At 67.7% G+C, this 22,005-nt stretch carries 16 protein-coding genes and 1 riboswitch; of the genes, 8 read left to right on the top strand and 8 right to left on the bottom strand.

Annotation, left to right across the window (positions count from 1 at the left end):
• Positions 1-26: 26 nt before the first annotated feature.
• From ACV7NN_RS17945 to ACV7NN_RS17935, 3 genes are all read right to left on the bottom strand, one after another.
• On the bottom strand, positions 27-1,001 hold the full coding sequence (locus tag ACV7NN_RS17945; RefSeq protein WP_463350915.1) for an ABC transporter permease: 975 nt from the start codon (positions 999-1,001) through the stop codon (positions 27-29).
• Positions 1,001-2,533: an ABC transporter permease gene (locus ACV7NN_RS17940; protein ID WP_463350914.1), complete on the bottom strand. Its 1,533-nt coding sequence runs from the start codon at positions 2,531-2,533 to the stop codon at positions 1,001-1,003. The genes ACV7NN_RS17945 and ACV7NN_RS17940 overlap by 1 nt, the downstream gene beginning before the upstream one ends.
• 201 nt (positions 2,534-2,734) lie before the next feature.
• The gene (locus ACV7NN_RS17935) at positions 2,735-4,531 is read right to left on the bottom strand and encodes an ABC transporter family substrate-binding protein (RefSeq protein WP_463350913.1); all 1,797 of its coding nucleotides are present in this window, start codon (positions 4,529-4,531) and stop codon (positions 2,735-2,737) included.
• Between the two features lie 251 nt (positions 4,532-4,782).
• Between ACV7NN_RS17935 and ACV7NN_RS17930 the strand changes: the two genes are divergently transcribed.
• On the top strand, positions 4,783-5,586 hold the full coding sequence (locus ACV7NN_RS17930) for a CPBP family intramembrane glutamic endopeptidase (RefSeq protein WP_463350912.1): 804 nt from the start codon (positions 4,783-4,785) through the stop codon (positions 5,584-5,586).
• A gap of 27 nt (positions 5,587-5,613) precedes the next feature.
• Here ACV7NN_RS17930 and gcvP read toward each other — a convergent pair whose 3' ends face one another.
• The 3 genes from gcvP to gcvT are packed head-to-tail and all read right to left on the bottom strand — an operon-like array spanning position 5,614 to position 10,111.
• Positions 5,614-8,508 carry an aminomethyl-transferring glycine dehydrogenase gene (gcvP, locus tag ACV7NN_RS17925; RefSeq protein ID WP_463350911.1) on the bottom strand — a complete coding sequence of 965 codons (2,895 nt, stop codon included), beginning with the start codon at positions 8,506-8,508 and terminating at the stop codon, positions 5,614-5,616.
• A 14-nt stretch (positions 8,509-8,522) separates the two neighbouring features.
• Entirely contained in the window at positions 8,523-8,894 is a 372-nt protein-coding gene (gene gcvH / locus ACV7NN_RS17920) for a glycine cleavage system protein GcvH (protein ID WP_463350910.1), read from the bottom strand.
• Positions 8,895-8,896: 2 nt separating this feature from the next.
• The gene (gene gcvT, locus ACV7NN_RS17915; protein WP_463350909.1) at positions 8,897-10,111 is read right to left on the bottom strand and encodes a glycine cleavage system aminomethyltransferase GcvT; all 1,215 of its coding nucleotides are present in this window, start codon (positions 10,109-10,111) and stop codon (positions 8,897-8,899) included.
• Between the two features lie 187 nt (positions 10,112-10,298).
• A riboswitch (glycine riboswitch) is annotated at positions 10,299-10,399 on the bottom strand.
• A gap of 288 nt (positions 10,400-10,687) precedes the next feature.
• On the opposite strand from gcvT, the gene ACV7NN_RS17910 reads away from it, so the two are divergent.
• The 7 genes from ACV7NN_RS17910 (at position 10,688) to ACV7NN_RS17880 (ending at position 18,330) form a co-directional block, all read left to right on the top strand.
• Entirely contained in the window at positions 10,688-11,458 is a 771-nt protein-coding gene (locus ACV7NN_RS17910) for an NUDIX hydrolase (protein WP_463350908.1), read from the top strand.
• A gap of 5 nt (positions 11,459-11,463) precedes the next feature.
• Positions 11,464-12,753 (top strand): quinolinate synthase NadA, encoded by a 1,290-nt coding sequence (gene nadA, locus ACV7NN_RS17905; RefSeq protein ID WP_463351321.1) that lies wholly within the window; start codon positions 11,464-11,466, stop codon positions 12,751-12,753.
• A 1-nt stretch (position 12,754) separates the two neighbouring features.
• Positions 12,755-14,362, top strand: coding sequence for an L-aspartate oxidase (nadB, locus tag ACV7NN_RS17900; RefSeq protein ID WP_463350907.1), 1,608 nt, complete (start codon positions 12,755-12,757; stop codon positions 14,360-14,362).
• On the top strand, positions 14,356-15,213 hold the full coding sequence (gene nadC / locus ACV7NN_RS17895) for a carboxylating nicotinate-nucleotide diphosphorylase (RefSeq protein WP_463350906.1): 858 nt from the start codon (positions 14,356-14,358) through the stop codon (positions 15,211-15,213). Before nadB ends, nadC begins: the two co-directional genes overlap by 7 nt.
• Positions 15,210-16,352, top strand: coding sequence for a cysteine desulfurase family protein (locus ACV7NN_RS17890; protein WP_463350905.1), 1,143 nt, complete (start codon positions 15,210-15,212; stop codon positions 16,350-16,352). The genes nadC and ACV7NN_RS17890 overlap by 4 nt, the downstream gene beginning before the upstream one ends.
• 67 nt (positions 16,353-16,419) lie before the next feature.
• Complete coding sequence (locus tag ACV7NN_RS17885; protein ID WP_463350904.1) at positions 16,420-17,919, top strand: DHA2 family efflux MFS transporter permease subunit; 1,500 nt, start codon at positions 16,420-16,422, stop codon at positions 17,917-17,919.
• Positions 17,920-17,952: 33 nt separating this feature from the next.
• Positions 17,953-18,330 (top strand): iron chaperone, encoded by a 378-nt coding sequence (locus ACV7NN_RS17880; RefSeq protein WP_463350903.1) that lies wholly within the window; start codon positions 17,953-17,955, stop codon positions 18,328-18,330.
• Between the two features lie 128 nt (positions 18,331-18,458).
• Here ACV7NN_RS17880 and ACV7NN_RS17875 read toward each other — a convergent pair whose 3' ends face one another.
• Both ACV7NN_RS17875 and ACV7NN_RS17870 read right to left on the bottom strand, forming a co-directional pair.
• The gene (locus ACV7NN_RS17875; protein ID WP_463350902.1) at positions 18,459-20,711 is read right to left on the bottom strand and encodes a glycoside hydrolase family 31 protein; all 2,253 of its coding nucleotides are present in this window, start codon (positions 20,709-20,711) and stop codon (positions 18,459-18,461) included.
• Complete coding sequence (locus tag ACV7NN_RS17870; protein ID WP_463350901.1) at positions 20,708-21,943, bottom strand: glycoside hydrolase family 15 protein; 1,236 nt, start codon at positions 21,941-21,943, stop codon at positions 20,708-20,710. Before ACV7NN_RS17870 ends, ACV7NN_RS17875 begins: the two co-directional genes overlap by 4 nt.
• Positions 21,944-22,005: the final 62 nt, after the last annotated feature.

The following is a 22,005-nucleotide window of genomic DNA, read 5'->3' as shown; positions in this document are numbered from 1 at the left end:
CCCGCCGGCCGGGCTCACGAGGAGCGTCATGCCCGATCGTCCGCGGATTCGGGAATTTCTTCCTGCATCTGGCGCAGCTTGAACCGGCGGTGGCGCGGGTCGAACGCATCCCGCAGTCCGTCGCCGATGAAGTTCACCAGCAGGGCCAGAGAGACGATGAAGAGCCCGGGCCACCAGAACAGCCACGGGCGGGTCTGGAAGGCCGACTCGTTCTGGCTGATCAGCAGGCCGAGGGACACATCGGGGGCCTTGATGCCGTAGCCGAGGAAGCTCAGCGCGGTCTCCAGCAGGATGGCGGACGCCATGATGAGGGTCGACGAGACGATCACGACACCCGCGGCGTTCGGCAGGATGTGCTTGAAGATGATGCGACGGTCCGATGCGCCGGCGACACGCGCCGCCTCGACGAACTCGCGCTCACGCAGCGAGAGGAACTCGCCGCGGACCAGTCGGGCGATACCCATCCACGAGAAGAACCCGAGCATGATCGCCAGCAGCGGGGCGCCGAGCCCACCGGCCCAGTGTCCCACCACGGAACCGATGACGAGAGCCGGGATGACGATGAAGACGTCCGTGATGCGCATCAGGATCGCGTCGGTGATCCCGCGGTAGTAGCCCGCGATCGCGCCGACGACGACGCCGACGACGCTGGCGATTCCGCCGAGCACGATCATCACGATGAACGAGTTCTGGATGCCGCGCATGACCAGTGCGAAATAGTCCTTGCCGATGCGGTCCTGGCCGAACGGGTGCTCGAGCGACGGAGCGCCCTGGTTCACCTGGGGGTTCAGCTCCTGGTAGGTGTACTTCCACCAGCCGTGGATCGGTCCGACGCCGATGGCCGAGATCGAGAACAGGATGATGAAGACGACGAGGATGATGCTCGTCACGGCCATCCGGTTGCCCACGAAGCGGCGGAAGATGATCCGCCCCTGGCTCTCCGGAGCCTTGGACTCGACGGTCGGTTCGTCGGTGAGGACTGGTTCGTTGTTGATGGTCATTATCGGACCCTCACCCTCGGGTCGAGGCTTGCATAGGCCAGGTCGGCCAGGAAATTGAACAGGATGGCCATGATCGCGATCACGACGAAGTAGCCCATCACCGGGTTGAGGTCACCACTACTGAGACCCGCGCTGAAGAGGAAGCCCATGCCGGGGATGGCGAAGACCCTCTCCGTGATGATCGCGCCACCGAGGAGCGCGCCGACGTCGAATGCGACCAGGGTCGTGATCGGGATGAGCACGTTTCGGAAGGCGTGGCGGACGATCACCGTGCGCTCGGGGAGCCCCTTGGCGCGTGCGGTGCGGATGTAGTCCTGGTTGAGCACTTCGAGCATCCCGGCGCGCGAATACCGCGTGTAGCTCGCGAACGAGATCAGCAGCAGCGCGATCGTCGGCAGCAGCAGGTGCGTGAAGGTGTCCAGACCGGTGACCCAGATGTCGCCGTCGAGGTTCGGAGTGGAGGAGCCAACCGTCGCGATCGGGCGGCCGTTCGTGTCCTGGAGGTACTGCGGCCACGCCTGCATGAAGCGGTCGACCAGGATGAGCGCCGCCGACAGCACGGCCGTCACAGCTCCCACCCGCATGTTCTGGCCGCGGTCGTAACCGCCGACCAGCCATCCGCTGACGAGCCCGACTGCGAGGGTGACGATCGCCAGGATCGCGATGGTGGCGACACTGGAGATGTTCAGCAGCGGCTGGATCGCGAAGTAGGCGACGATGCCGATCGCACCGTTGATGCCGGCCGTGATCAGCGCCTTGCGGTTCTGAAGACCCGCCATCAGCGCCGTCGCGCCGAGCGCGATGCCCGCGATGAGGATGATCATCGCCACCGGACCGAGCCCGGGAGTGAGGAACCAGCCGGTCGCCGACATCAGCCAGAGCAGGAGGAAGGTTGCACCACCCACCGCTGCGAACACGATTAGTCTCCGTCGACGATCGCCTCCCACCAGTGATTGGAAGACCGCGCCCATGACAACACCGATGATCACGAGCCAGTACCAGCTGATCACGGGGTCTTGAAGGAAGTTGTTGAAGCCGAGTGCGATGAACTCCTTGAGGAGAACCGCAACGAGGAACGCCGGCAACGAGTACAGGAAGAAGCTGATGAACGTCATCGTGTTATCGAGGCCGCTGTACTGGCGGAGCGCGGTGATGATACCGATCGAGATACCCAGCACGACCGCGAGGACAAGCGCGAGCGTCACGAGCTGGATTGTAGATCCGAGTGCCTGCGGCAGAATGTCGGTCACCTGCGCGTTGGAGATCGTCGAACCGAGGTCGCAGGCGTTCGCGAAGGGGATGAGGCACTTCGCCGCGCCGCCGAGCCACAGTGCCCACCGCAGGGGTGGGGCGACATCGAGGTGGAGTAGCTGGATACGCGCTGTGATCAGCGCTGCCTTGTTCGGGTTGTTGCTGGAGCGGAGATCCGCGAGCGGATCGACCGAATACGCCACAAGCATGTACATCAGGAACGATGCGGCGATGAGGATGAGAATCGAGACGAGAATTCGTCTCAGAATAAAGCTCACCATTGAATGACTACCTATCTGGAACGGCACCACGATCCGCTGAATGGACCTGACCATCCCGGGGTCGGGGACGGGCACCTGACATTGTATTCGCGGGTCACGCGAACGTATTCATGGTACGGGGCGCTGAAGCTTTTCGCTTCAGCGCCCCGAGTGGAGTTTGGTCCCCGGAGCCGAGGCCCCGGGGACCGGATCAGGCGAAGGCTACTTCTTGGAAGCCTTGACCGACCACTGCCAGAAGTTCCAGAACGGACCGCTCTGGCCACCGTTGTACTTCACGCCGTCCACGCGGGTGCTGACACCGAAGATGCCAGGCAGCTGGAACAGCGGCAGACCGTAAGCGTCGCTGAAGGTCTGCTTGTCGATCTTGTTCTCGGTCTGGACCAGTTCGTTCTTGTCCGTCATGGTCTGGGTCGAGTTGGCAAGGTCGCCCGTGCCGGCGTAGTTGTTGTAGTTACCACCCGAGCCGACAGGACCGAATACCTGGGTCAGCTGCTGGGTGCCTGCACCGGGCGAGATCCAGCCGAACAGCACGGCGTCATACGAGCCGTCGCCCAGCTTAGTGGACCAGTTGGGATTGCCCGCGTCGACGATCTTGAATCCGGCCTTCGTGGCAGATGCCTGGATGGCCTGGAACTCGTCGACACGGTTCGGGTTGTTGGTGTTGTACATGATGCTCACGGTGGGGGTCTTGCCCGCGAGGAGCGTCTTGGCGCCTGCGATGTCGACCTTGCTGTAAGCGTCAGAACCGTTCTGCTTGACCGAATCCGCGTACTCCGACTGGTTGGGGAGGAAGATCTGCGAGTTCAGGACCTTGGCCTTCGGGTTCACCGGGGTGACGATCGAGTCCAGGATCTGCTGGCGCGGGATCGTCAGCAAGAACGCCTTGCGGACATTCGGATCCGAGAAGACTCCGGACTTGCTGAAGGTCAGGTCGAGGTGGTCGTACGACGCCTGGTCGCCTGCGAGCACCTTTGCCGTGGTGTTCTTCAGGGCGGTCAGAGTGTCAGCCGACGCCTGCGGGTTGATGACGTCGACCTCACCGTTCTGGAGAGCGGTGACCTGGGCGCTTGCGTCGCCGATGAAGCGGAACACGATCTTGTCCACGTTCGGCTTGAGGCCGCCCGCGTAGTACTTGTTCTGCACCATGGTGAGCGACTGGCCGGGGGTCCACGACGAGACGACGAACGGGCCGCTGGAGACCAGCAGGTCCTTGTCGGTCGGGAAGGCGGTGACGTCATAGCCGGTGTTGACGAAGTCAGCAGCCTTCTTGAGCGTCGCATCCGGAGCGGCCGGGTTGGCGGTGTCGCCGTGGGGCAGGTTCTTCAGCAGCTTCGTCAGGTCAGCAGCGGAGCTGAGTCCGGCCTTCTTGGCGACGATGTGAGCGGGCTGCGCCATCGGGTCGACGAGTTCCCAGTCCACGTACGGCTTCGCGTACGTGAGGGTGATCGACGTGTTGTTGTCACCGATCGTCGGGAACGCGGTCTGGTCGAGGCCGACGGTGCTGCCCGCGTACTGGAAGTACCGGGTGCCCTTGGTGACCTTGCCACTGGCCTGGTCGATCGTGGCGGAGTCGTAGTAGCCGGACTGGATCGCCCAGCCCAGCACCATGTCGTCAGCCGTCACAGGCTGTCCGTCGGACCACTTGTCGTCCTTGTTCAGGGTGTACTTGACGGTCAGCGGGTCGTTCTTGACCTTCTCGAACTTGCCGAACTTGTCGTCGTGGACGATCTTGAAGTTGTTGTCGATGTACTGGAAGCCCGTGCCGTACGAACCATCCAGATACCCGACCTGACCGTTCGTGTCCACGTTGCCCTGCGGCGTCTGGGAGTTGAACGACGTGAACGGGTTCACGACCGCAACGGTTACGGTGCCACCCTGTGCGGCTGACGACTGCCCTGAACTGCCCGACGTGGTGCAAGCCGTGAGCGCAACTGCTGCGACGCCGACAATGGCGATGGCGCTGGCTGCGTGCCTGACCTTTCTTCCTTGGATCTGCAATGTTCCTCCTGTGCGAAGTGTGCGACGGCATGGGCGCGCGAGTCACCCGCACCGCGCTGGATAAGATTGACCATAGGTACGGTTGGCTGGGAATGCAAAACCGGGCACGAAAACGTTACACAGTGGTAACTCAGTCGCCGGTTTCTTGCATCGGGCACACGAAACCTGCACAAGGCCTGCGCATCATGCAAGAAATTGCACTTGCGCAGGGTGTTCCCAGTGGTATGTGCCGAACTGGCAGTATTCAGATCATGGAAGTAGCGAAGACGCCGACACCCTGGCGGTCGGAGACGGTCGTGGGACGGGAGGACCGGCCCCGCCTGTGGTGGGAGGTCGCGATCGTCCTCGGGCTCTCGCTCGGGGCATCCGCCGTCTACTCCGTCGTCAACATCATCGCCCGGCTGACCGCAGGCACCCCGCTGTCCGACCAGTCGGCAACGATCAACGGCTCCCAGTCCACCCGCGAGTGGCTCGACTTCACATACCAGTTCCTGGCGATCTTCTTCGACCTCTTCGCCGTAGCGCTGGTCATCTACCTGCTCTGGCGCCCGGGCCGCAGCACCTTCACGCGGATCGGACTCGACTTCACCCGCCCAGGAAGGGATGTGCTGGGCGGTCTCGCCCTCGTCGCCGTGATCGGTGTCCCCGGCCTCGTCCTCTATTTCGTCGGTCGGGCACTCGGGCTGACGGTGAACGTCATCCCGGCGCCCATCGACAGTCACTGGTGGACGGTGCCCATCCTCATCCTCGCCGCGCTCCGGGCAGCGCTCCAGGAGGAGGTCATCGTCGTCGGCTACCTGTTCACCCGGCTCCGGCAGCTCGGATGGTCGCGCTGGGCGATCATCCTCGGCGCGGCGACGCTGCGTGGCAGCTATCACCTCTACCAGGGCATCGGGCCGTTCTTCGGCAACTTCGCCATGGGGGTGGTGTTCGGGTGGTGCTACACCCGCTGGGGCCGCGTGATGCCGCTGGTGATCGCACACTGGATCATCGACATCGCGTCGTTCGTCGGCTATCCACTCGCCGTCACCTGGTGGCCAGCGCTGTTCCGCTGACCACCGAGCGTCGGCGTCCGCCGCGAACTAGGCGAACGCCTCGGGGGGCGGGCAGGCGCAGAAGAGGTTGCGGTCCCCCCAGGCCTGGTCGATCCGGCGCACCGGCGGCCAGTACTTCGAGCGCACGAGCCCGGGAACGGGGTACACCGCCTGCTCGCGGCTGTACGGGTGCTCCCACTCGCCGACGACGACGGACTCGGCGGTGTGCGGCGCGCCGCGGAGCGGGTTGTCGTCCACCGGCCAGGCGCCGGCCTTCACCGCGTCCGCTTCGGCCTTGATCGAGATCATGGCCGTCACGAAGCGGTCGAGCTCGGCCAGGTCTTCGCTCTCGGTCGGCTCCACCATGAGCGTGCCCGCGACGGGGAAGCTCATGGTGGGAGCGTGGAAACCGTAGTCGATCAGGCGTTTCGCAACATCGTCGACGGTTACGCCCGTCGCTTCCGTGAGCGGGCGCAGGTCGAGGATGCACTCGTGGGCGACCAGGCCGTTGTCGCCGGAGTACAGCACCGGGTAGTGGTCGCGCAGGCGCGCAGCGATGTAGTTCGCCGCGAGCACGGCGGCTCCCGTCGCCTGGGTGAGCCCCTGCTCCCCCATCATCCGGACGTACGCCCAGCTGATCGGCAGGATGCTCGGGCTGCCGTACGGCGCCGACGAGACCGGGCCGCCGGCGTGCACGGCGCGGTCGCCGCCACCGAGGTAGTGGTCGGCGCGCTGGGCGAGCGGGTGTCCGGGCAGGAACGGTGCGAGGTGCGCCTTCGCGGCGACCGGACCGACACCGGGTCCACCGCCGCCGTGCGGGATGCAGAAGGTCTTGTGCAGGTTCAGGTGACTGACGTCCCCGCCGAAGTCGCCGAACCGGGCGAAACCGAGGAGCGCGTTGAGGTTCGCACCGTCGACGTAGACCTGTCCCCCCGCGTCGTGGACCGCCTGCGTGATGGCTGCGATCTCGTGCTCGTACACCCCGTGCGTCGACGGGTACGTCACCATGAGGGCGGCGAGCGCATCGGCGTTCGCGTCGATCTTCGCGCGCAGATCGTCGAGGTCGACGTTGCCCAGTTCGTCGCATGCGACGACGACGACAGACATCCCGGCGAGGACCGCGGATGCGGCGTTCGTGCCGTGCGCGCTCTGCGGGATCAGGCAGACGGTGCGGTCCAGGTCGCCGCGCGAACGGTGGTAGCCACGGATCGCCAGCAGTCCGGCGAGCTCGCCCTGGCTGCCCGCGTTCGGCTGCAGCGAGACCGAGTCGTAGCCGGTGACGTCGGCGAGCCAGGTCTCCAGCTGGTCGATCAGCTCGAGGTAGCCCTCGACGTCGGATGCGGGCGCGAACGGATGGACGGCCGCGAACTCCGGCCAGGTGACCGCCTCCATCTCGGTGGCCGCGTTGAGCTTCATCGTGCACGAACCGAGCGGGATCATGCCGCGGTCGAGCGCGTAGTCCTTGTCGGCCAGGTACTTGAGATAGCGCATCATCGCCGTCTCGGAGTGGTGCGTGTTGAAGACCGGATGCGTCAGGTAGGCGGATGCGCGCTCGAGCGAGCCGTCGAAGGAACGGAGGCCCGCATCCACCGACGTGCCGGAGACCGTCGCACCGGGAGCGAACACCTCGACGAGGTCGGCGAGCAGCGATCCTTCGCGGATGTCGTCGGCGGACGGCTCGTCGATGCTGAACCAGACCGTGGATGCATCGACGGCGTGGAGAAGGATGCCCGCCTCGTGTGCGCGGCGGACCGTCGCTTCCGCATCGCCGACCGCTACTTCGAGCGTGTCGAAGTACGACTCGGAGCGCACGTCGACGCCGACGGCGCGCAGGGCTGCGGCCACGGCGCCGGTCGCGGAGTGCACGGATCGTCCGATCGCCTTGAGCCCGCGCGGGCCGTGGTACACACCGTACATTCCGGCCATGACGGCGAGGAGGACCTGCGCAGTGCAGATGTTCGAGGTGGCCTTCTCGCGACGGATGTGCTGCTCGCGCGTCTGCAGGGTGAGCCGGTAGGCGGGCTTGCCCACCGCATCCTGCGAGACGCCGACGAGGCGACCGGGCAGCTGGCGCTCGAGCCCCGAACGCACGGCCATGTAGCCGGCGTGCGGACCGCCGAAGCCGAGCGGGACGCCGAAGCGCTGGCTGGTGCCGACGGCCACATCCACGCCCAGTTCGCCCGGCGAGGTCAGTAGGGTCAGGGCGAGCAGGTCGGCGGCTGCGACGGCCACTGCACCGGAGGACTTCGCCGTCGCGATCACGGCGGCGGGGTTCCAGACCCGGCCGGAGGCGCCGGGATACTGGATGAAGATGCCGAACGCGTCCGCCAGTTCGGGCGACGCGGCGTCGATGCTGCGCAGGTCGAGGACGGCGAGGTCGATGCCCACCGCATCCGCCCGGTTGCGCAGCAGCGCGAGTGTCTGCGGGAACGTGTCGGAGTCGACGATGAAGCGCTTGGACGCGGCCTTGGATGCGCGGCGTGCCAGCAGCATCCCCTCGACGACCGCGGTTCCCTCATCGAGCATCGAGGCGTTCGCCGTGTCGAGGCCGGTCAGGTCGGCGACCATCGTCTGGAAGTTGATCAGCGCCTCGAGACGGCCCTGGGAGATCTCCGGCTGGTACGGGGTGTAAGCGGTGTACCAGCTCGGGTTCTCGAGGACGTTCCGCTTGATGACGGCCGGCGTGACCGTGCCGTAGTAGCCGAGGCCGATCAGCGGTCGGTTGACCGTGTTGCGGGCTGCGATCGCGCGCAGCTCGCGGAGGGCCGACCGCTCGCTCGCCGGCGCCGGGAGGGCCGAGACCCGCGACTCGTCGAGCTGGATCGAGGTCGGAACGGCGGCTTTGACGAGCTCGTCGACGTTGTCGTAACCGAGCAGGTCGAGCATGGTCGACTGCGCGTCGTCATCCGTTCCGATGTGACGCGTGGAGAACAGTTCTGTCATTGGGGTGGTGAGCCTCACTCGCCGATGATGGCGGAGTATTCCGAGTAGCTGAGGAGTTCGGGCAGGGCGGAGAAGGTGACCTTGACCAGCCATCCCTCGCCGAAAGGATCGCTGTTGACGAGCTCGGGGGCTGCGACGACGGCGTCGTTGACGGCAGCGACCGTGCCGTTCACGGGCGCGAACAGCTCGCCGACCGACTTGGTGGACTCGATCTCGCCCACGACCTTGCCCTCGGCGATGTCGCTGCCGACGGCGGGAAGCTCGACGAACACGACGTCGCCCAGCTTCTCGGCCGCATAGGCGGTGATACCCACGGTCGCGGTGTCGCCGTCGACGAGGATCCACTCATGCTCGGCGGTGTACTGGAGGTCCTGCGGAGCGGCCATGGTCAGTTCTTCTTTCTGCTGTAGAAGGGGAGGGCGGTGACGGTGAACCCGAGGCGGGTGCCGCGGATGTCGACGTGGAGTTCGGTGCCGGGTCGTGCGAACGCGGGGGCGACATACGCCATCGCGATCGGCACGCCGATGGTCGGGGACAGCGCACCGCTCGTGACGACGCCGACGGTCTCGTCCGCGTCGGTCGCTGCATCCGTGGCGTAGACGGGGTAGCCGGCGCGGGCTGCACGCTTGCCGTGACCCATCAGGCCGACGAGAACCGGCGCGGTCGCATCCGGACCGACCTCGCTTGCGGCGCGACCGACGAAATCGGTCTCCTTGGCCAGGTTGACCACACGGCCGAGGCCCGCCTGCGCAGGGAAGGTGCCGAGGTCGAGCTCGTGGCCGTAGAGCGGCATGCCCGCCTCCAGGCGGAGCGTGTCGCGGCTGGCGAGACCTGCGGGAACGAGACCCTGCTCGGAGCCTGCTTCGAGCAGCGCATCCCAAACCGTACGGGCGATATCGGGCGAGACGTAGAGCTCGAAGCCGTCCTCGCCGGTGTAGCCGGTGCGTGCGATGAGCACGGGATGCTGGTCGAACGTGGCAGGGAACGACCAGTAGTACTTGAGGGTGTCGAGCTTCTCGGCGAAACCGCCGCCGTCGAGCGCGCCTCCCTCGACCGCGAATTCGCGCACCGCGGCGAGGATCGACAGGGCAGCAGGACCCTGCACGGCGATGAGGGCGATCTCGTCGCTCTCATCGAACACGTCCGCTTCGAAGGGGGCGGTGCGGTCACGGAGCTCCTCGGCGACGATCGCGCGATTCGACGCGTTCGCGACGACCATGTACCGGTCGTCACCGGTGCGGTAGACGACGAGATCGTCGACGATCCCGCCGGAGCGGGAGAGCAGGAGGCTGTACTTCGCCTGGTCGACCGCGATGGCGGAGAGCTTGCCGGCTAGCGCATAGTCGAGGGCGGCCGCGGCCTCCGGGCCGACGACGTAGATCTCCCCCATGTGCGACAGGTCGAAGAGGCCCGCGGCCGTGCGGACCGCGTGATGCTCGGCCAGGTCGCTCGAATACCGGACCGGCATCTGCCAGCCCGCGAAATCGGTGAACGAGGCGCCTGCGTCGACGTGCGCGTCATGGAGAGGGGACAGACGGTCGGCGTCGGTGCCCCCGGCGTCGGTGTCGTTGGCGTCGGTGTCGTTGGCGTCGTGCGAGGTCATGAGTTCTCCGGTCTTCGCCGGCCGGGGCCGAATCGAGAGTGCGGCAGCCCGGGGTCGCGGGACTGCATAAGAACTCCCCCTCTGTCATCCGGCCTGAGAGTTTCACCGCGCCCTCGCGGGTCGCGACTTTCACCGTGGGCGAGGACTGTCGCGCCCGCGGGCGCGCAGTTCTGCTTTTCAGAGTGGCCAGTCCGATGCGGTACGCGTACCTGAGAGATTGTCGGGGAGGATTGCTCCTTCGGTGCCGGTCGCGCACTCGCGTGCATCCGGCTCTCCCGCATCGACCTCGATGGCCCAGTGTTCAGTTTTCGCAACGCCCGCGCTCATTCGCGCAGACGCCCTGCCAGCATACCGCGCGGTGTTGCCCTCATCCGCATCCTCGCGTCGCGCATCCCTCGCCCACGCTCAGTCGACTTGGCAGAAGTTGCCACTATCCGCGCGCGGATAACAGCAATTACCGCCAGGTGACGCATTCCTACGGACTCGATTCGCACTTCGGGTCAGGTTGACACTAAGATGAAGCAACACTTAGAGTCAGTATGACTCTTACGTGGAACCTACGGCGAAGGACCCGACATGGTCTCGAACGAGCAGCGGATGCCCGGGCACGCGAGCGCGACGATCGCGGTCTCGACGGTGATCTTCGCGCTCCGGCGCGAGGACGAATCCGACCTCGCGACGGTGTGGCTGCCGCTGGTGCGCCGCATCCGCGAGCCCTACAAGGGCAGCTGGGCGCTGCCCGGCGGTCCCCTGCGCAGCGATGAGGACCTCGCCGTCGCCGCCGCGCGCACGCTGAACGAGACCACCGGGCTCACCCCGCGCTACCTCGAGCAGCTGTACGCGTTCGGCGACGTCGGGCGTTCAGCCGGTGGCCGCGTCGTCTCGATCGTCTACTGGGCGCTCGTGCGCAGCGATGAGGCCGAGCAGGCCAGCGTCGGCGAGAACGTCCAGTGGTTCCCCGCGGACGATCTGCCGCCCCTCGCCTTCGACCACAACCTGATCGTCGAGTACGCCCTCTGGCGCCTGCGCAACAAGATGGAGTACAGCCGCATCGCCCACGCTTTCCTCGGCGAGACGTTCACCCTTGCACAGCTGCGCGAAGTGCACGAAGCGGTGCTCGGCCGCGCTCTCGACCCGGCGAACTTCCGGCGCGGGATCGAGGCGTCGAACGCCGTCGTGGCCACAGACGAGGTGCTGATGGGCACCCGCCACCGGCCGCCGCGGCTCTACCGCTACAACTCCGCGATCGACCTCGCCGACCAGGGACCGCTCCCCCGGCTGAACGAACGCCCCCTGGTCCCAGCAGAGATTTCCGAGAATCAGAACGACGAAGGACAGTACGCATGAGCACCATCGCATCGGTCGACACGACCATCCAGCTGATCACGCGCGGCGCGGCCGAGGGCGAGACATGCAGCCCCGACCTCGCGGACGGCCCGTGGGTGTTCGACCTGCAGGCACCGGGCTACGGTCCGGGCGCGTCGATGGCCGACCCCATCCCCGCCGCTGCTCCCCGGCAGGGCGAGCTGCCCGAGGAGTACCGCACGGCGACCGCCGACGAGCTGCACCAGCGCATCCTCGCCGCCAAAGCGACGCTCGGCGACCGCGTCGTGACGCTCGGCCACTTCTACCAGCGCGACGAGGTCGTGCAGTACGCGGACTTCGTCGGCGACTCGTTCCAGCTCGCGAACGCGGCGAAATCGAAGCCGGACGCCGAGGCGATCGTGTTCTGCGGCGTGCATTTCATGGCCGAGACCGCCGACATGCTCTCGCGCCCCGACCAGTCCGTCATCCTTCCCAACCTCGCGGCAGGATGCTCGATGGCCGACATGGCCGACATCGATTCGGTCGCCGAATGCTGGGAGCAGCTGGAGGAGCTGTACGGAACCGAACCGGATGCGGACGGCCGCGTGCCGGTCATCCCGGTCACCTACATGAACTCGTCGGCCGCGCTCAAGGGGTTCTGCGGCGAGCACGGCGGGATCGTCTGCACCTCGTCGAACGCCGACACCGTCCTGAAGTGGGCGTTCGAGCGCGGCCAGCGCGTGCTGTTCTTCCCCGACCAGCACCTGGGGCGCAACACCGCCAAGGCGATGGGCGTTCCGCTCGAGCAGATGCCGCTGTGGAATCCGCGCAAGGCGCTCGGCGGAAACGATGCGGAGTCGATGCAGGATGCGCGGGTCATCCTCTGGCACGGCTTCTGCTCGGTGCACAAGCGCTTCACCGTCGGCCAGATCGAAGCAGCCAGGGCGCAGTATCCGGATGTGCGGGTCATCGTGCACCCGGAGTGCCCGATGCCCGTCGTGGATGCGGCCGACGAGTACGGTTCGACCGATTACATCGTGAAGGCGATCGCGGCGGCCCCGGCCGGCTCGACGTTCGCGATCGGCACCGAGATCAACCTCGTACAGCGCCTTGCCGCCGAGTACCCGCAGCACACGATCTTCTGCCTGGACTCGGTCGTCTGCCCGTGCTCGACGATGTACCGCATCCACCCCGGCTACCTCGCCTGGGTGCTCGAAGGCCTCGTTCGCGGGGAGGTCCTCAACCGGATCACCGTCACCGACGAGGTGGCGGTTCCGGCCCGCGTGGCGCTCGAGCGGATGCTCGCCGCCAAGCCGAACACGACGATGGCGGCCTGACATGTCCCGCGTGGTCGTCGTCGGAAGCGGCGTCGCGGGGCTGATCGCAGCCCTCGAAGCGAGCCGGTTCCACGAGGTGATCGTCGTGACGAAGGCGGAGCTCGCCGAGAGCAACACGGCGTACGCCCAGGGCGGTATCGCGGCCGTTGTCTTCCCCGACGACACGGTCGCCGAGCACGTCGCAGACACCCTCGCGGCCGGCGCCGGTCTCGGGAATGCAGAAGCAGTCGAGGTGCTGTGCGGTGAGGCACCCGCGCGCATCCGCGACCTGCTCGAGCTCGGCGTGCGGTTCGACACCGACGGGGCGTCCCTCGCCCGCGGTCTCGAAGCCGCCCACTCGCACGCCCGGGTGCTCCACGCGGGCGGCGACGCGACCGGCGCCGAGATCGAGCGGGCGCTCGTGCGGGCGGTGCGCGCATCCGCCGCCCGGGTGCTCGAGCACACGTTCCTGACCGACATCCTCGTCGACGACGGCCGCGCGGCGGGCGTCGCCGTACTGCTCGAAGACGGGACGGCGCTGACCATCGAAGCGGATGCCGTGGTGCTCGCCAGCGGAGGGGCCGGGCAGCTCTTCCTCCACACGACGAACCCTGCCGTGACGACCGGGGACGGCGTCGCGGCCGCCTGGCGGGCGGGCGCCGAGCTCGCCGATCTGGAGTTCTACCAGTTCCACCCGACCGCACTGGCGACCGGGGGCTCCTTCCTCGTGTCCGAGGCAGTGCGGGGCGAGGGCGCCGTGCTGCGGAACGCCGCCGGCGAGCGGTTCATGCTCGACGTGCACCCCGCAGCAGAACTCGCGCCGCGCGACGTGGTCGCCAGGGGCATCGCCGTCGAGATGGCGGCCCAGCACGGCGAGCCGGTACTGCTGGACGCGACGGGACTCGGGGCGGACTTCCTGGCCCGGCGCTTCCCCACGATCGATGCAGCGTGCCGCCGGGCCGGATTCGATTGGTCCCGGACGCCGATCCCCGTCACTCCAGCGGCGCACTACTGGATGGGCGGAGTCGCGACGGACACGCGCGGCCGCTCGACCGTGCCAGGCCTGTATGCGGTCGGCGAAGTGGCCTGCACGGGGGCGCACGGCGCCAACCGGCTCGCGTCGAACTCCCTGCTGGAGAGCATCGTGTTCGCCCATCGCGCGGCGCGCGACCTGGCGGGAGGCGTACCGGCCGCGTGGGAGTGGCGGAGCGAGCGCGGCGATCGTGCGAGCGGGACCGCGGTGACCGCGCATCGTCTGGGCGACGACGAGCCGGATCGCGCGTGGGCGACCACGGTCGTCGACCGCGAGCAGCTGCAATCACTTCTGTGGTCGGCGGCCGGGGTCCACCGTTCGCGCGAAGGCCTCGAAGCCGCAGCTCACATCCTCGCCGGCTGGCGCGCGAGCGACGCGGCCACGCCCTCCCGGCGCGAACGCGAGGATGCGAACCTGCTGCAGCTCGCGCGCATCCTCGTCTCAGCCGCCCTCGAGCGCGAAGAGTCGCGGGGCGCCCACTTCCGCTCGGACTTCCCCGCGCCCTCCGACGCTTCCACCCACCAGCTCGTCCACCAGTCCGTCCCCCAGCTCGTCCACCAGTTCGCCAACGCCGGAGAGGTGACCGTCCCGTGCTGACCCCCCAGATCATCGACACCGTCGTCAGGGCCGCCCTGCTCGAGGACGCCCCGTGGGGCGACCTCACCTCGGAGCTGCTCATTCCCGCAACGGCCCACGCGACGGCCAGGCTGGTCGCCCGCGAGGCCGGGGTGTTCAGCGGCGGCGCCGTGTTCGAAGCGACGATGACGGCGACCGATCCGAGCATCCGTACCGAGCTGCACGTGGCGGACGGCGAGCGGTTCGGGGCCGGAGCGGTCCTCGCGACCGTCTCCGGCTCCGCCCGGGCGGTGCTGCAGGCCGAGCGCGTTGCCCTCAACCTCGTGCAGCGGATGAGCGGGATCGCGACCCTGACCGCCCAGTACGTGAGCGAGGTGGCACACACCAGCGCCCGCATCGTGGACACCCGCAAGACGACTCCCGGCCTGCGCGCGTTCGAACGGCACGCTGTGCGTTCCGGCGGGGGGCACAACCACCGTTTCTCGCTCTCGGACGCCGTGATGGCCAAGGACAACCACCTGGCCGTTCTGACCTCGCAGAGCGGGCTCAGCGTGACGGATGCACTCCGTGCGGTGCGCGCGCAGCTCTCGCACACGACGCATCTCGAAGTCGAGGTGGATCGCATCGACCAGATCGAGCCTGTGCTGGACGCCGGGGTCGACACGATCATGCTCGACAACTTCAGCGTCGACGAACTGCGGGAGGGCGTCGCGATCGTCGCAGGGCGCGCGATCGTCGAGGCGAGCGGCAATGTCAATCTCACGACCGTCCGCGCGATCGCGGAGACCGGCGTGGATGTCATCTCTGTCGGGGCGCTCACCCACAGCGTGCGGTCGCTGGACCTCGGTCTGGACGTCGCGGTGAAGCCATGATGTACCTGGATGCGGCGGCGACCTCCGCTGTGCGGCGTGAGGTCCTCGAAGCGATGTGGCCGTACCTGACCGGCGACTTCGGCAATCCGTCGAGCCACCACACCGTGGGCGAGTCGGCCGCGCGGGCGCTGGCGGACGCGCGCGCGACCGTCGCAGCCGGCCTCGGCTCCCGGCCGTCGGACATCGTCTTCACGTCGGGCGGCACCGAGGCCGACAATCTGGCCGTGAAGGGGATCGCACTGGCTGCGCCGCGCGGTCGGCACATCGTCACGACCCCGATCGAGCACGAGGCAGTGCTCGAATCGGTCGACTACCTGACGCGCATCCACGGGTTCGCGGTGACCTTCGTCGACGTGGACTCGACCGGCCTCGTGGACCCGGCCGAGTTCGCCTCCGCACTCCGCGACGACACGACACTCGCGACCGTGATGCTCGCCAACAACGAGGTGGGAACGGTTCAGCCGGTCGCCGAGCTGGCCGCACTCGCGCGCGGGCGCGGCATCCCCTTCCACACGGACGCGGTGCAGGCGGCAGGGTGGCTCGACCTCGATGTGTCGACGCTCGGGATCGACGCGCTCAGCATCTCGGGTCACAAGCTGGGTGCCCCGAAAGGCATCGGCGCGCTGTTCGTGCGGGGGCGCATCCCGTTGGAGCCGGTCATCTCGGGCGGCGGCCAGGAGCGCGGTCGGCGCTCGGGCACCGAGAACGTGGCCGGCGCGGTCGGGCTGGCCACGGCCATCCGTCTGGGCGAGTCGGGCCGGCAGGCTCGATCCGATGCGGCCGCGATGGCCAGGGACGGGTTCGTCGCCGCTGTGCTCGCCCAGGTTCCGGATGCCAGGCTGACCGGACATCCTGTCCGTCGGCTTCCGGCTTCGGCATCGTTCGTCTTTCCGGGCACCAGCGGCGAGAGCGTCCTGCTGGAGCTGGAGCGGCGCGGGATCGTCAGTTCGAGCGGGTCCGCCTGCGCGGCGGGGAGCGACGAGGCGTCGCACGTGCTGCTCGCGCTCGGCTACGAGGAGGAGATCGCGCAGACGGCGGTGCGGTTCTCGTGGGGTCCCGAGGTCGGCGCGCCGGAGCTCGCCGCGGTGGCGGATGCCGTGGCCGAGGCCGTGGAGACCGTCGCGTCGATTACGCAGTGAGTGAACACGGCGAGAGTTAACCTGCAGGCAACGATCGGTGTCGGCGGCTCTCGATACTGTGGAACGCGTGACTGAGAAAGAGGCTCCCCCCGTCGATGTCATCGACGACGTGCAGGCTGCGGCACCCGATCACACAGCGCGAAACTCCCGAGTGATCTGGCTGCTGCTCGCCGCGACGTTCGTGGTCATCCTCAACGAGACGATCATGAGCGTCGCCATCCGCAAGCTGATGGTCGACCTGCAGATCACGGCGATCGCGGCACAATGGCTGTCCACGGCGTTCATGCTGACGATGGCGGTGGTGATCCCGATCACCGGGTTCCTGCTGCAGCGGTTCAACACGCGGCCGATCTTCATCGCCGCGATGTCGCTTTTCTCCCTCGGCACCCTGACGGCGGCGCTGGCGCCGGGCTTCGGTATCCTGCTCGTCGCTCGCGTGATCCAGGCGTCGGGCACCGCCATCATGCTGCCGCTCCTGATGACGACGCTGATGACGCTCGTCCCGGCCGCCCAGCGGGGGCGCACGATGGGCAACGTCTCGATCGTCATCTCGGTGGCTCCGGCGATCGGCCCGACCATCGCCGGTCTCATCCTCAACTCGCTGTCGTGGCGCTGGATCTTCATCATCGTCCTGCCGATCGCGCTCGTCATGCTGCTCATCGGCATCCGCCGGGTCGAGAACGTCAGCGAACCCAGGAAAGTGCCGATCGACGTCTTCTCGGTCATCCTCTCCGCCTTCGGATTCGGCGGACTCGTCTACGGACTGACCCAGATCGGCCAGGTCGGGGCCGTTCCCGGCGAGATCGGTGGCGTCAACGTGCCGATGTGGGTCTCGCTCGGCGTCGGCGTGATCGCACTCGCCTCCTTCATCGCCCGGCAAATCCTCCTCCAGCGCAAGGATCGTGCTCTTCTCGACCTCCGCACCTTCCGTTTCCCGATCTTCACGGTGGCGATCGTGCTGATGGCGATCAGCACGGCTTCGCTCTTCGGCACGATCATCATCCTGCCGATCTACCTCCAGGAGGTCCTGCACCTCGAGCCGCTCGCGACGGGCCTGCTCCTTCTCCCCGGCGGACTCATCATGGGCCTGCTCGCGCCGTTCGTCGGCCGCATGTACGACCGGTTCGGACCGACGGTACTCGTGGTGCCGGGTTCGATCCTGGTGAGCGCCGTGATGTGGACGCTCACGATGGTGACCGAGAACACTTCGCCGTTCCTGCTGCTCGCTGCGCACATCGTCCTCAGCATCGGGCTCGCCCTGATGTTCACTCCGCTGTTCACCGCCGGGCTCGGCGCGGTCACACCGCACCTGTACTCGCACGCGAGCGCGCTCGTCGGTACGATCCAGCAGGTCGCCGGTGCCGCGGGGACGGCGCTCTTCGTTGCGATCATGTCGGCGCAGACGGCTGCGCTCGTCGCTGGGGGCGCATCCGCGGACGCGGCCGCTGCTGGCGGGGTCCGGATGGCGTTCCTGGCCGGCGCGATCATCTCAGTGTTCGGAGTGGTGGGCTCGTTCTTCATCCGCAAGCCGGCGGACGTGCCCGTGGACCTGGCGTTCGCTCACTAGCCCTATCCAGTGCGGTCGGGCCAGACTGGTGCGATGGCGCACGGAGTCGAAGCAGCAACCGTCGATGAGTATCTCGAGCGGATGCCCGAACCGTTCAGCGCCGCGCTGCGGATCGTTCGCCGCCGTCTTGTGTCGGCCATCCCTGACGTCGAGCAGGTGATCAGCTACCGCGTCCCGATCTTCAAATACCGGGGAAAGGGACTCGTCGGGCTGAGCGCCACCTCGAAGGAGTGCAGCCTGCTGCTCATGAGCCCTCCGGCCGCCAAGGCTCTCGCGGGGACCCTGGCCGAGGGCTCCGTGACCGGAGCAACCCTCCATTTCGACCCCGCGCGTCCGCTCAGCGAAGCGACAATCCGCCGCATCGTCGACCTGCGCATCCGGGAGGTCGACGCCGCGCTCGGCGCCAGCTGACGGTCGGCGCGGGGTCGCCGCGTCGATCACTTGCCAAAAGATCGCGAACCCGCGCACTTGGTTGCCAATCTTTTGGCAAGCAATCGTTCTCTCGGCAGCCAATCGACCACCGAACCGTGGGTCAGCGGTCAGCGGCCGAAGACGGCGCGCAACCGGGATGCGGCCTCCGCCCGGATGAACACGGGTATGCGGTCGATCGGCGTCTCGACGTCGACCGGTACGCCACCCTCGACAACCTCGCCGGTCCAGGCGTCCACCCACGTACCGGGCGGAACGAACACCGGCCATGACGACGCACCCGCCTCCAGGACGGGGGCGACAAGCAGGTCATCGCCGAGCATCCACTGCGGCTGCGTCTCCCAGACCTCGGCGAGCGCCGGGTGATCGAAGTACAGCGGCCGCATCAGTGGCCGAGCCGTGGCGATCGTGTTCGCCGCCTGCTCGGCCAGGTACGGGACGAGCCGCTCGCGCAGTTCCGCGAAGACCCGGAAGACGTCCAGCACACGAGGATCGCCACTGCGCTCCGCGATGTTCCACGGGGTGCGGTCACGCGACGGCAGCCGATGGTGGTTGAACTCCGAGTGGTACTGCATGATCGGGACGAACGCGGACGCCGCGGCCGCGCGCAGGTACAGCTCGGCATCGGGGACATCGCCGGAGAAGCCTGCAAGGTCCCAGCCCCAGTAGACGATCCCGCTAGCCGCAGCGGACAGCCCGGCCAGCATCGACCAGCGGAATGCCTCCCACGTCGAGTTCTCGTCGCCTGCCCAGAACGCTCCGTGCGCCTGGGACCCGGTGAAGCCCGCGCGGCTGAAGGTCACCGGAGCTTTGCCCGCCGACTCGAGGAGGTCGCCGTACGCCTTCGCATACGCGACGGGGAAGGTGTTGTTCTTCTCGTCTCCGCGACGACCGTCGAGGTAGACCAGGTCGCTCCCCCACGCGTGTTCTCCGCCATCGGTCTTGAAGCCGTCGATCCCGACCTCGTCGACGAGGTAGCGACGCTTGTCCGTCCACCAGCGTGCCGCACGCTCATCCGTGAGGTCCGGCATGAGCCCGAGCGGGAACCACCAGCCCCGGTTGCGGTACGGTCGCAGTCCTCCGTCCGGTGCGAGTTCCCTGATCAGCGCGTTCTCGCGAATCGCACCCTTCGCGTCCGCCTTCGCCTGCCCCACCGGGTGCGGCCGCATCTTGATCAGGGGGATCTGCCAGAGGTGGACCCGGATGTCGCGATCGTGCAGCGCGTCGACCATCGCCTTCGGGTCCGGCCATGCGCCGTCGACCGGGAAGTCGAAGTCACCGAGCTGGTGCGGGGTGCCGTCCTCATTCACGGCGTAGCGCGCATCGCGGAAGGCGGTGAACGTGGTCTCGTCGCTCCACGCCTCGATCACCACGGAACCCACAGGGATGCGGTGCTCGCGATGCAGATCCATCTGGCGGAGGACCTCGGTCTGCGTGTTCCACTCGTTGCCACTCGCCCACAGCCGGAACACCCAGTCGGGCAGCTCCTGCGGCGAGCCCGCATCGGCGAGGAAACCCTTCAGCACCGTCGTCGGATCGCCGTCGAAGAAGCGCACCCCGATCAGGTCGTCGCAGTGTTCGCGATCGACCGCTGAGTCGAGTTCTGCTTCGACGACGATCACATCGGCGTCCGACTGCCCGAAATCGAACCAGACCCGGCGCGAGGTCTGCACGTGGAAACCCCAGCCGTCGCCGCCCACCACGTGCGCGAACGGCATCGGGAGGTAGGTCTTGCGTTCGGCGCCCTGGTTCTTGTACTGCTCGAAGACGACGGAGTCGACCTGCGCACCCCTATGATCGAGCGCATCGAAGCGTTCACCGAGTCCGGTGATGTGCTCGGCCGCGTCGAGCGGCATCCTGAATCGAACGCGTACCGCACGCTCGCCGTCGTGCAGGACGGAGACCGAGCCGGGGATGACGCGCGAGCGTCCGACCGGGGTGACCGCAGCATCCGCCGCGTGCCACTGCGCCGTACGGACCGTGAACCATCGTGTCCGCTCCGCACCACCGTCGGCGCGAACGGCGCTGAAGCGGTAGCGATAGCGACCGTTCGCCCGAGCATCCGGCACCGTCACCTGCCAGCCCCCAGCGGCGCGGGCGAGCCGGGCCTGTGCGGAGGCCAGATGACCGCCGTCCACGGTCTGGCCGCGTGATGAGCGCACGACGGGATCGAGATCGAGCGTCTCGACGATTTCGAGGCCGTCGTCGCCGAGCCAGCGAAGCTCGCACGATACGGAAGCGATCGCTCCTCCGGTGCGCACGCCGAGGGTGAACCCTGCTCCCACTTCCGGTACGGCGGGCGAACGCTGCTCCGTGTCGGTCGAGTACGGGTGGCCGGAGCCGTGCGGGCGGTGGCGGATCATCGTGCGGTTCCTTCGTTGGTCTCGTCGTGGGGGGCGTACGGGTCGTGCGGGTGAAGCGGGTCGAGTGCGTCGAGCGCGTCCAGGTCGTCACCGGGGCGATCGGCGGCCAGTTCGACCCCCAGGCGGATGATCATCGCGTGGCTCCAGAGGAGCGGTGTGGCGACGGGACCCCAGCGGTCGATCCACTCCTGGCGCATTCCCGGTGCGATGAGGTGATGGTCGACCTGCTCCGGCACCTCGGACCGCTCGTTCGCGGTCGCCGCCGCCCAGGCGAGCAGCTCCCCCGCACGTCCGCGATCGCCGGCGGCCGCGTGCGCGAGCCCCAGCAAGCAGCTCAGCAGCGGCCACTGGCCTCCGCCGAAGAACGTGTCGCCGAGGTAGCGGTGCACGCCGCCGTCGACGGTGAGCCGGCGTTCGATCGCATCGATGGTGCGAGTCGCGAGTCCCGACCTCGCGTCGATCACCGCGAGCGGTGCGATGGCGGACGCGAGGCTTCCGTCGACCGTCTCGACGTCGAGCCATTTGACGAGGTGGCCGTCGCGGACGCCCCGCGTGCCGATCAGGTCGCGGATGTCGTGGACGGCCTTCGCGATCGCCGCGACCCGGGAGCCATCCGTGAGCCCCGCATCCGCCACCGCCTGAAGTCCGGCAGCGATGCAGGCGAGCGTGGACACATGCACGGCCTCGCTGTGCTCCTCCCACCAGTCGTAGCAGGGCCGGGACCACGAAGCGAGAAGGTAGTCGACGGTGAGCTCCACCGCCATGCGCCACCTCGACGGGTCGACCTCGTGGCGTCGCAGGTGCTGCTCGAGCGCCCACAGCCAGGTTCCGTACCCGTCCAGCTGGAAGTCCCACCACTCGTCGGTCCCGTCTCCACCCGCGAAAGTGAAGCGCGCAGGAAGCATGTGCTCGCCGGCTGGCGGCTGTCCCGCTCGGGTCTCGTCCACAATCCAGAGGATGTGGTCCCGGCGTCCGACGATCGCCCGGGAGCACCAGTCGAAGAACGCGTCCGCCGATCCGACGTCGCCGTAGGCGGAGACCGCATCCGCGATGAACGACCCGTCCCGGAACCAGCAGTAGCCCTCGTACGCCGAGAACGTCGGGCTCGCCGGATACGCGCCCTCCGGTGTCTGGAGGCGGACGATCAGGCTGTGGCCGGCGTGGACGAGGCCGGCGACGTCGGGATGGAGCGCCGTCAGGTCGGGCGCCCGCGAGGTGGAGACGGAGGACATCGGGGTCTTTCTTGAAGAGGGGGAAGGTGCCCGTGGCCCGGCGGGAAGGCCGGGCCACGGAC

The organism is Leifsonia sp. Ger2509, assembly GCF_055231915.1.
This window is presented reverse-complemented; position numbering and strand designations above follow the sequence as displayed.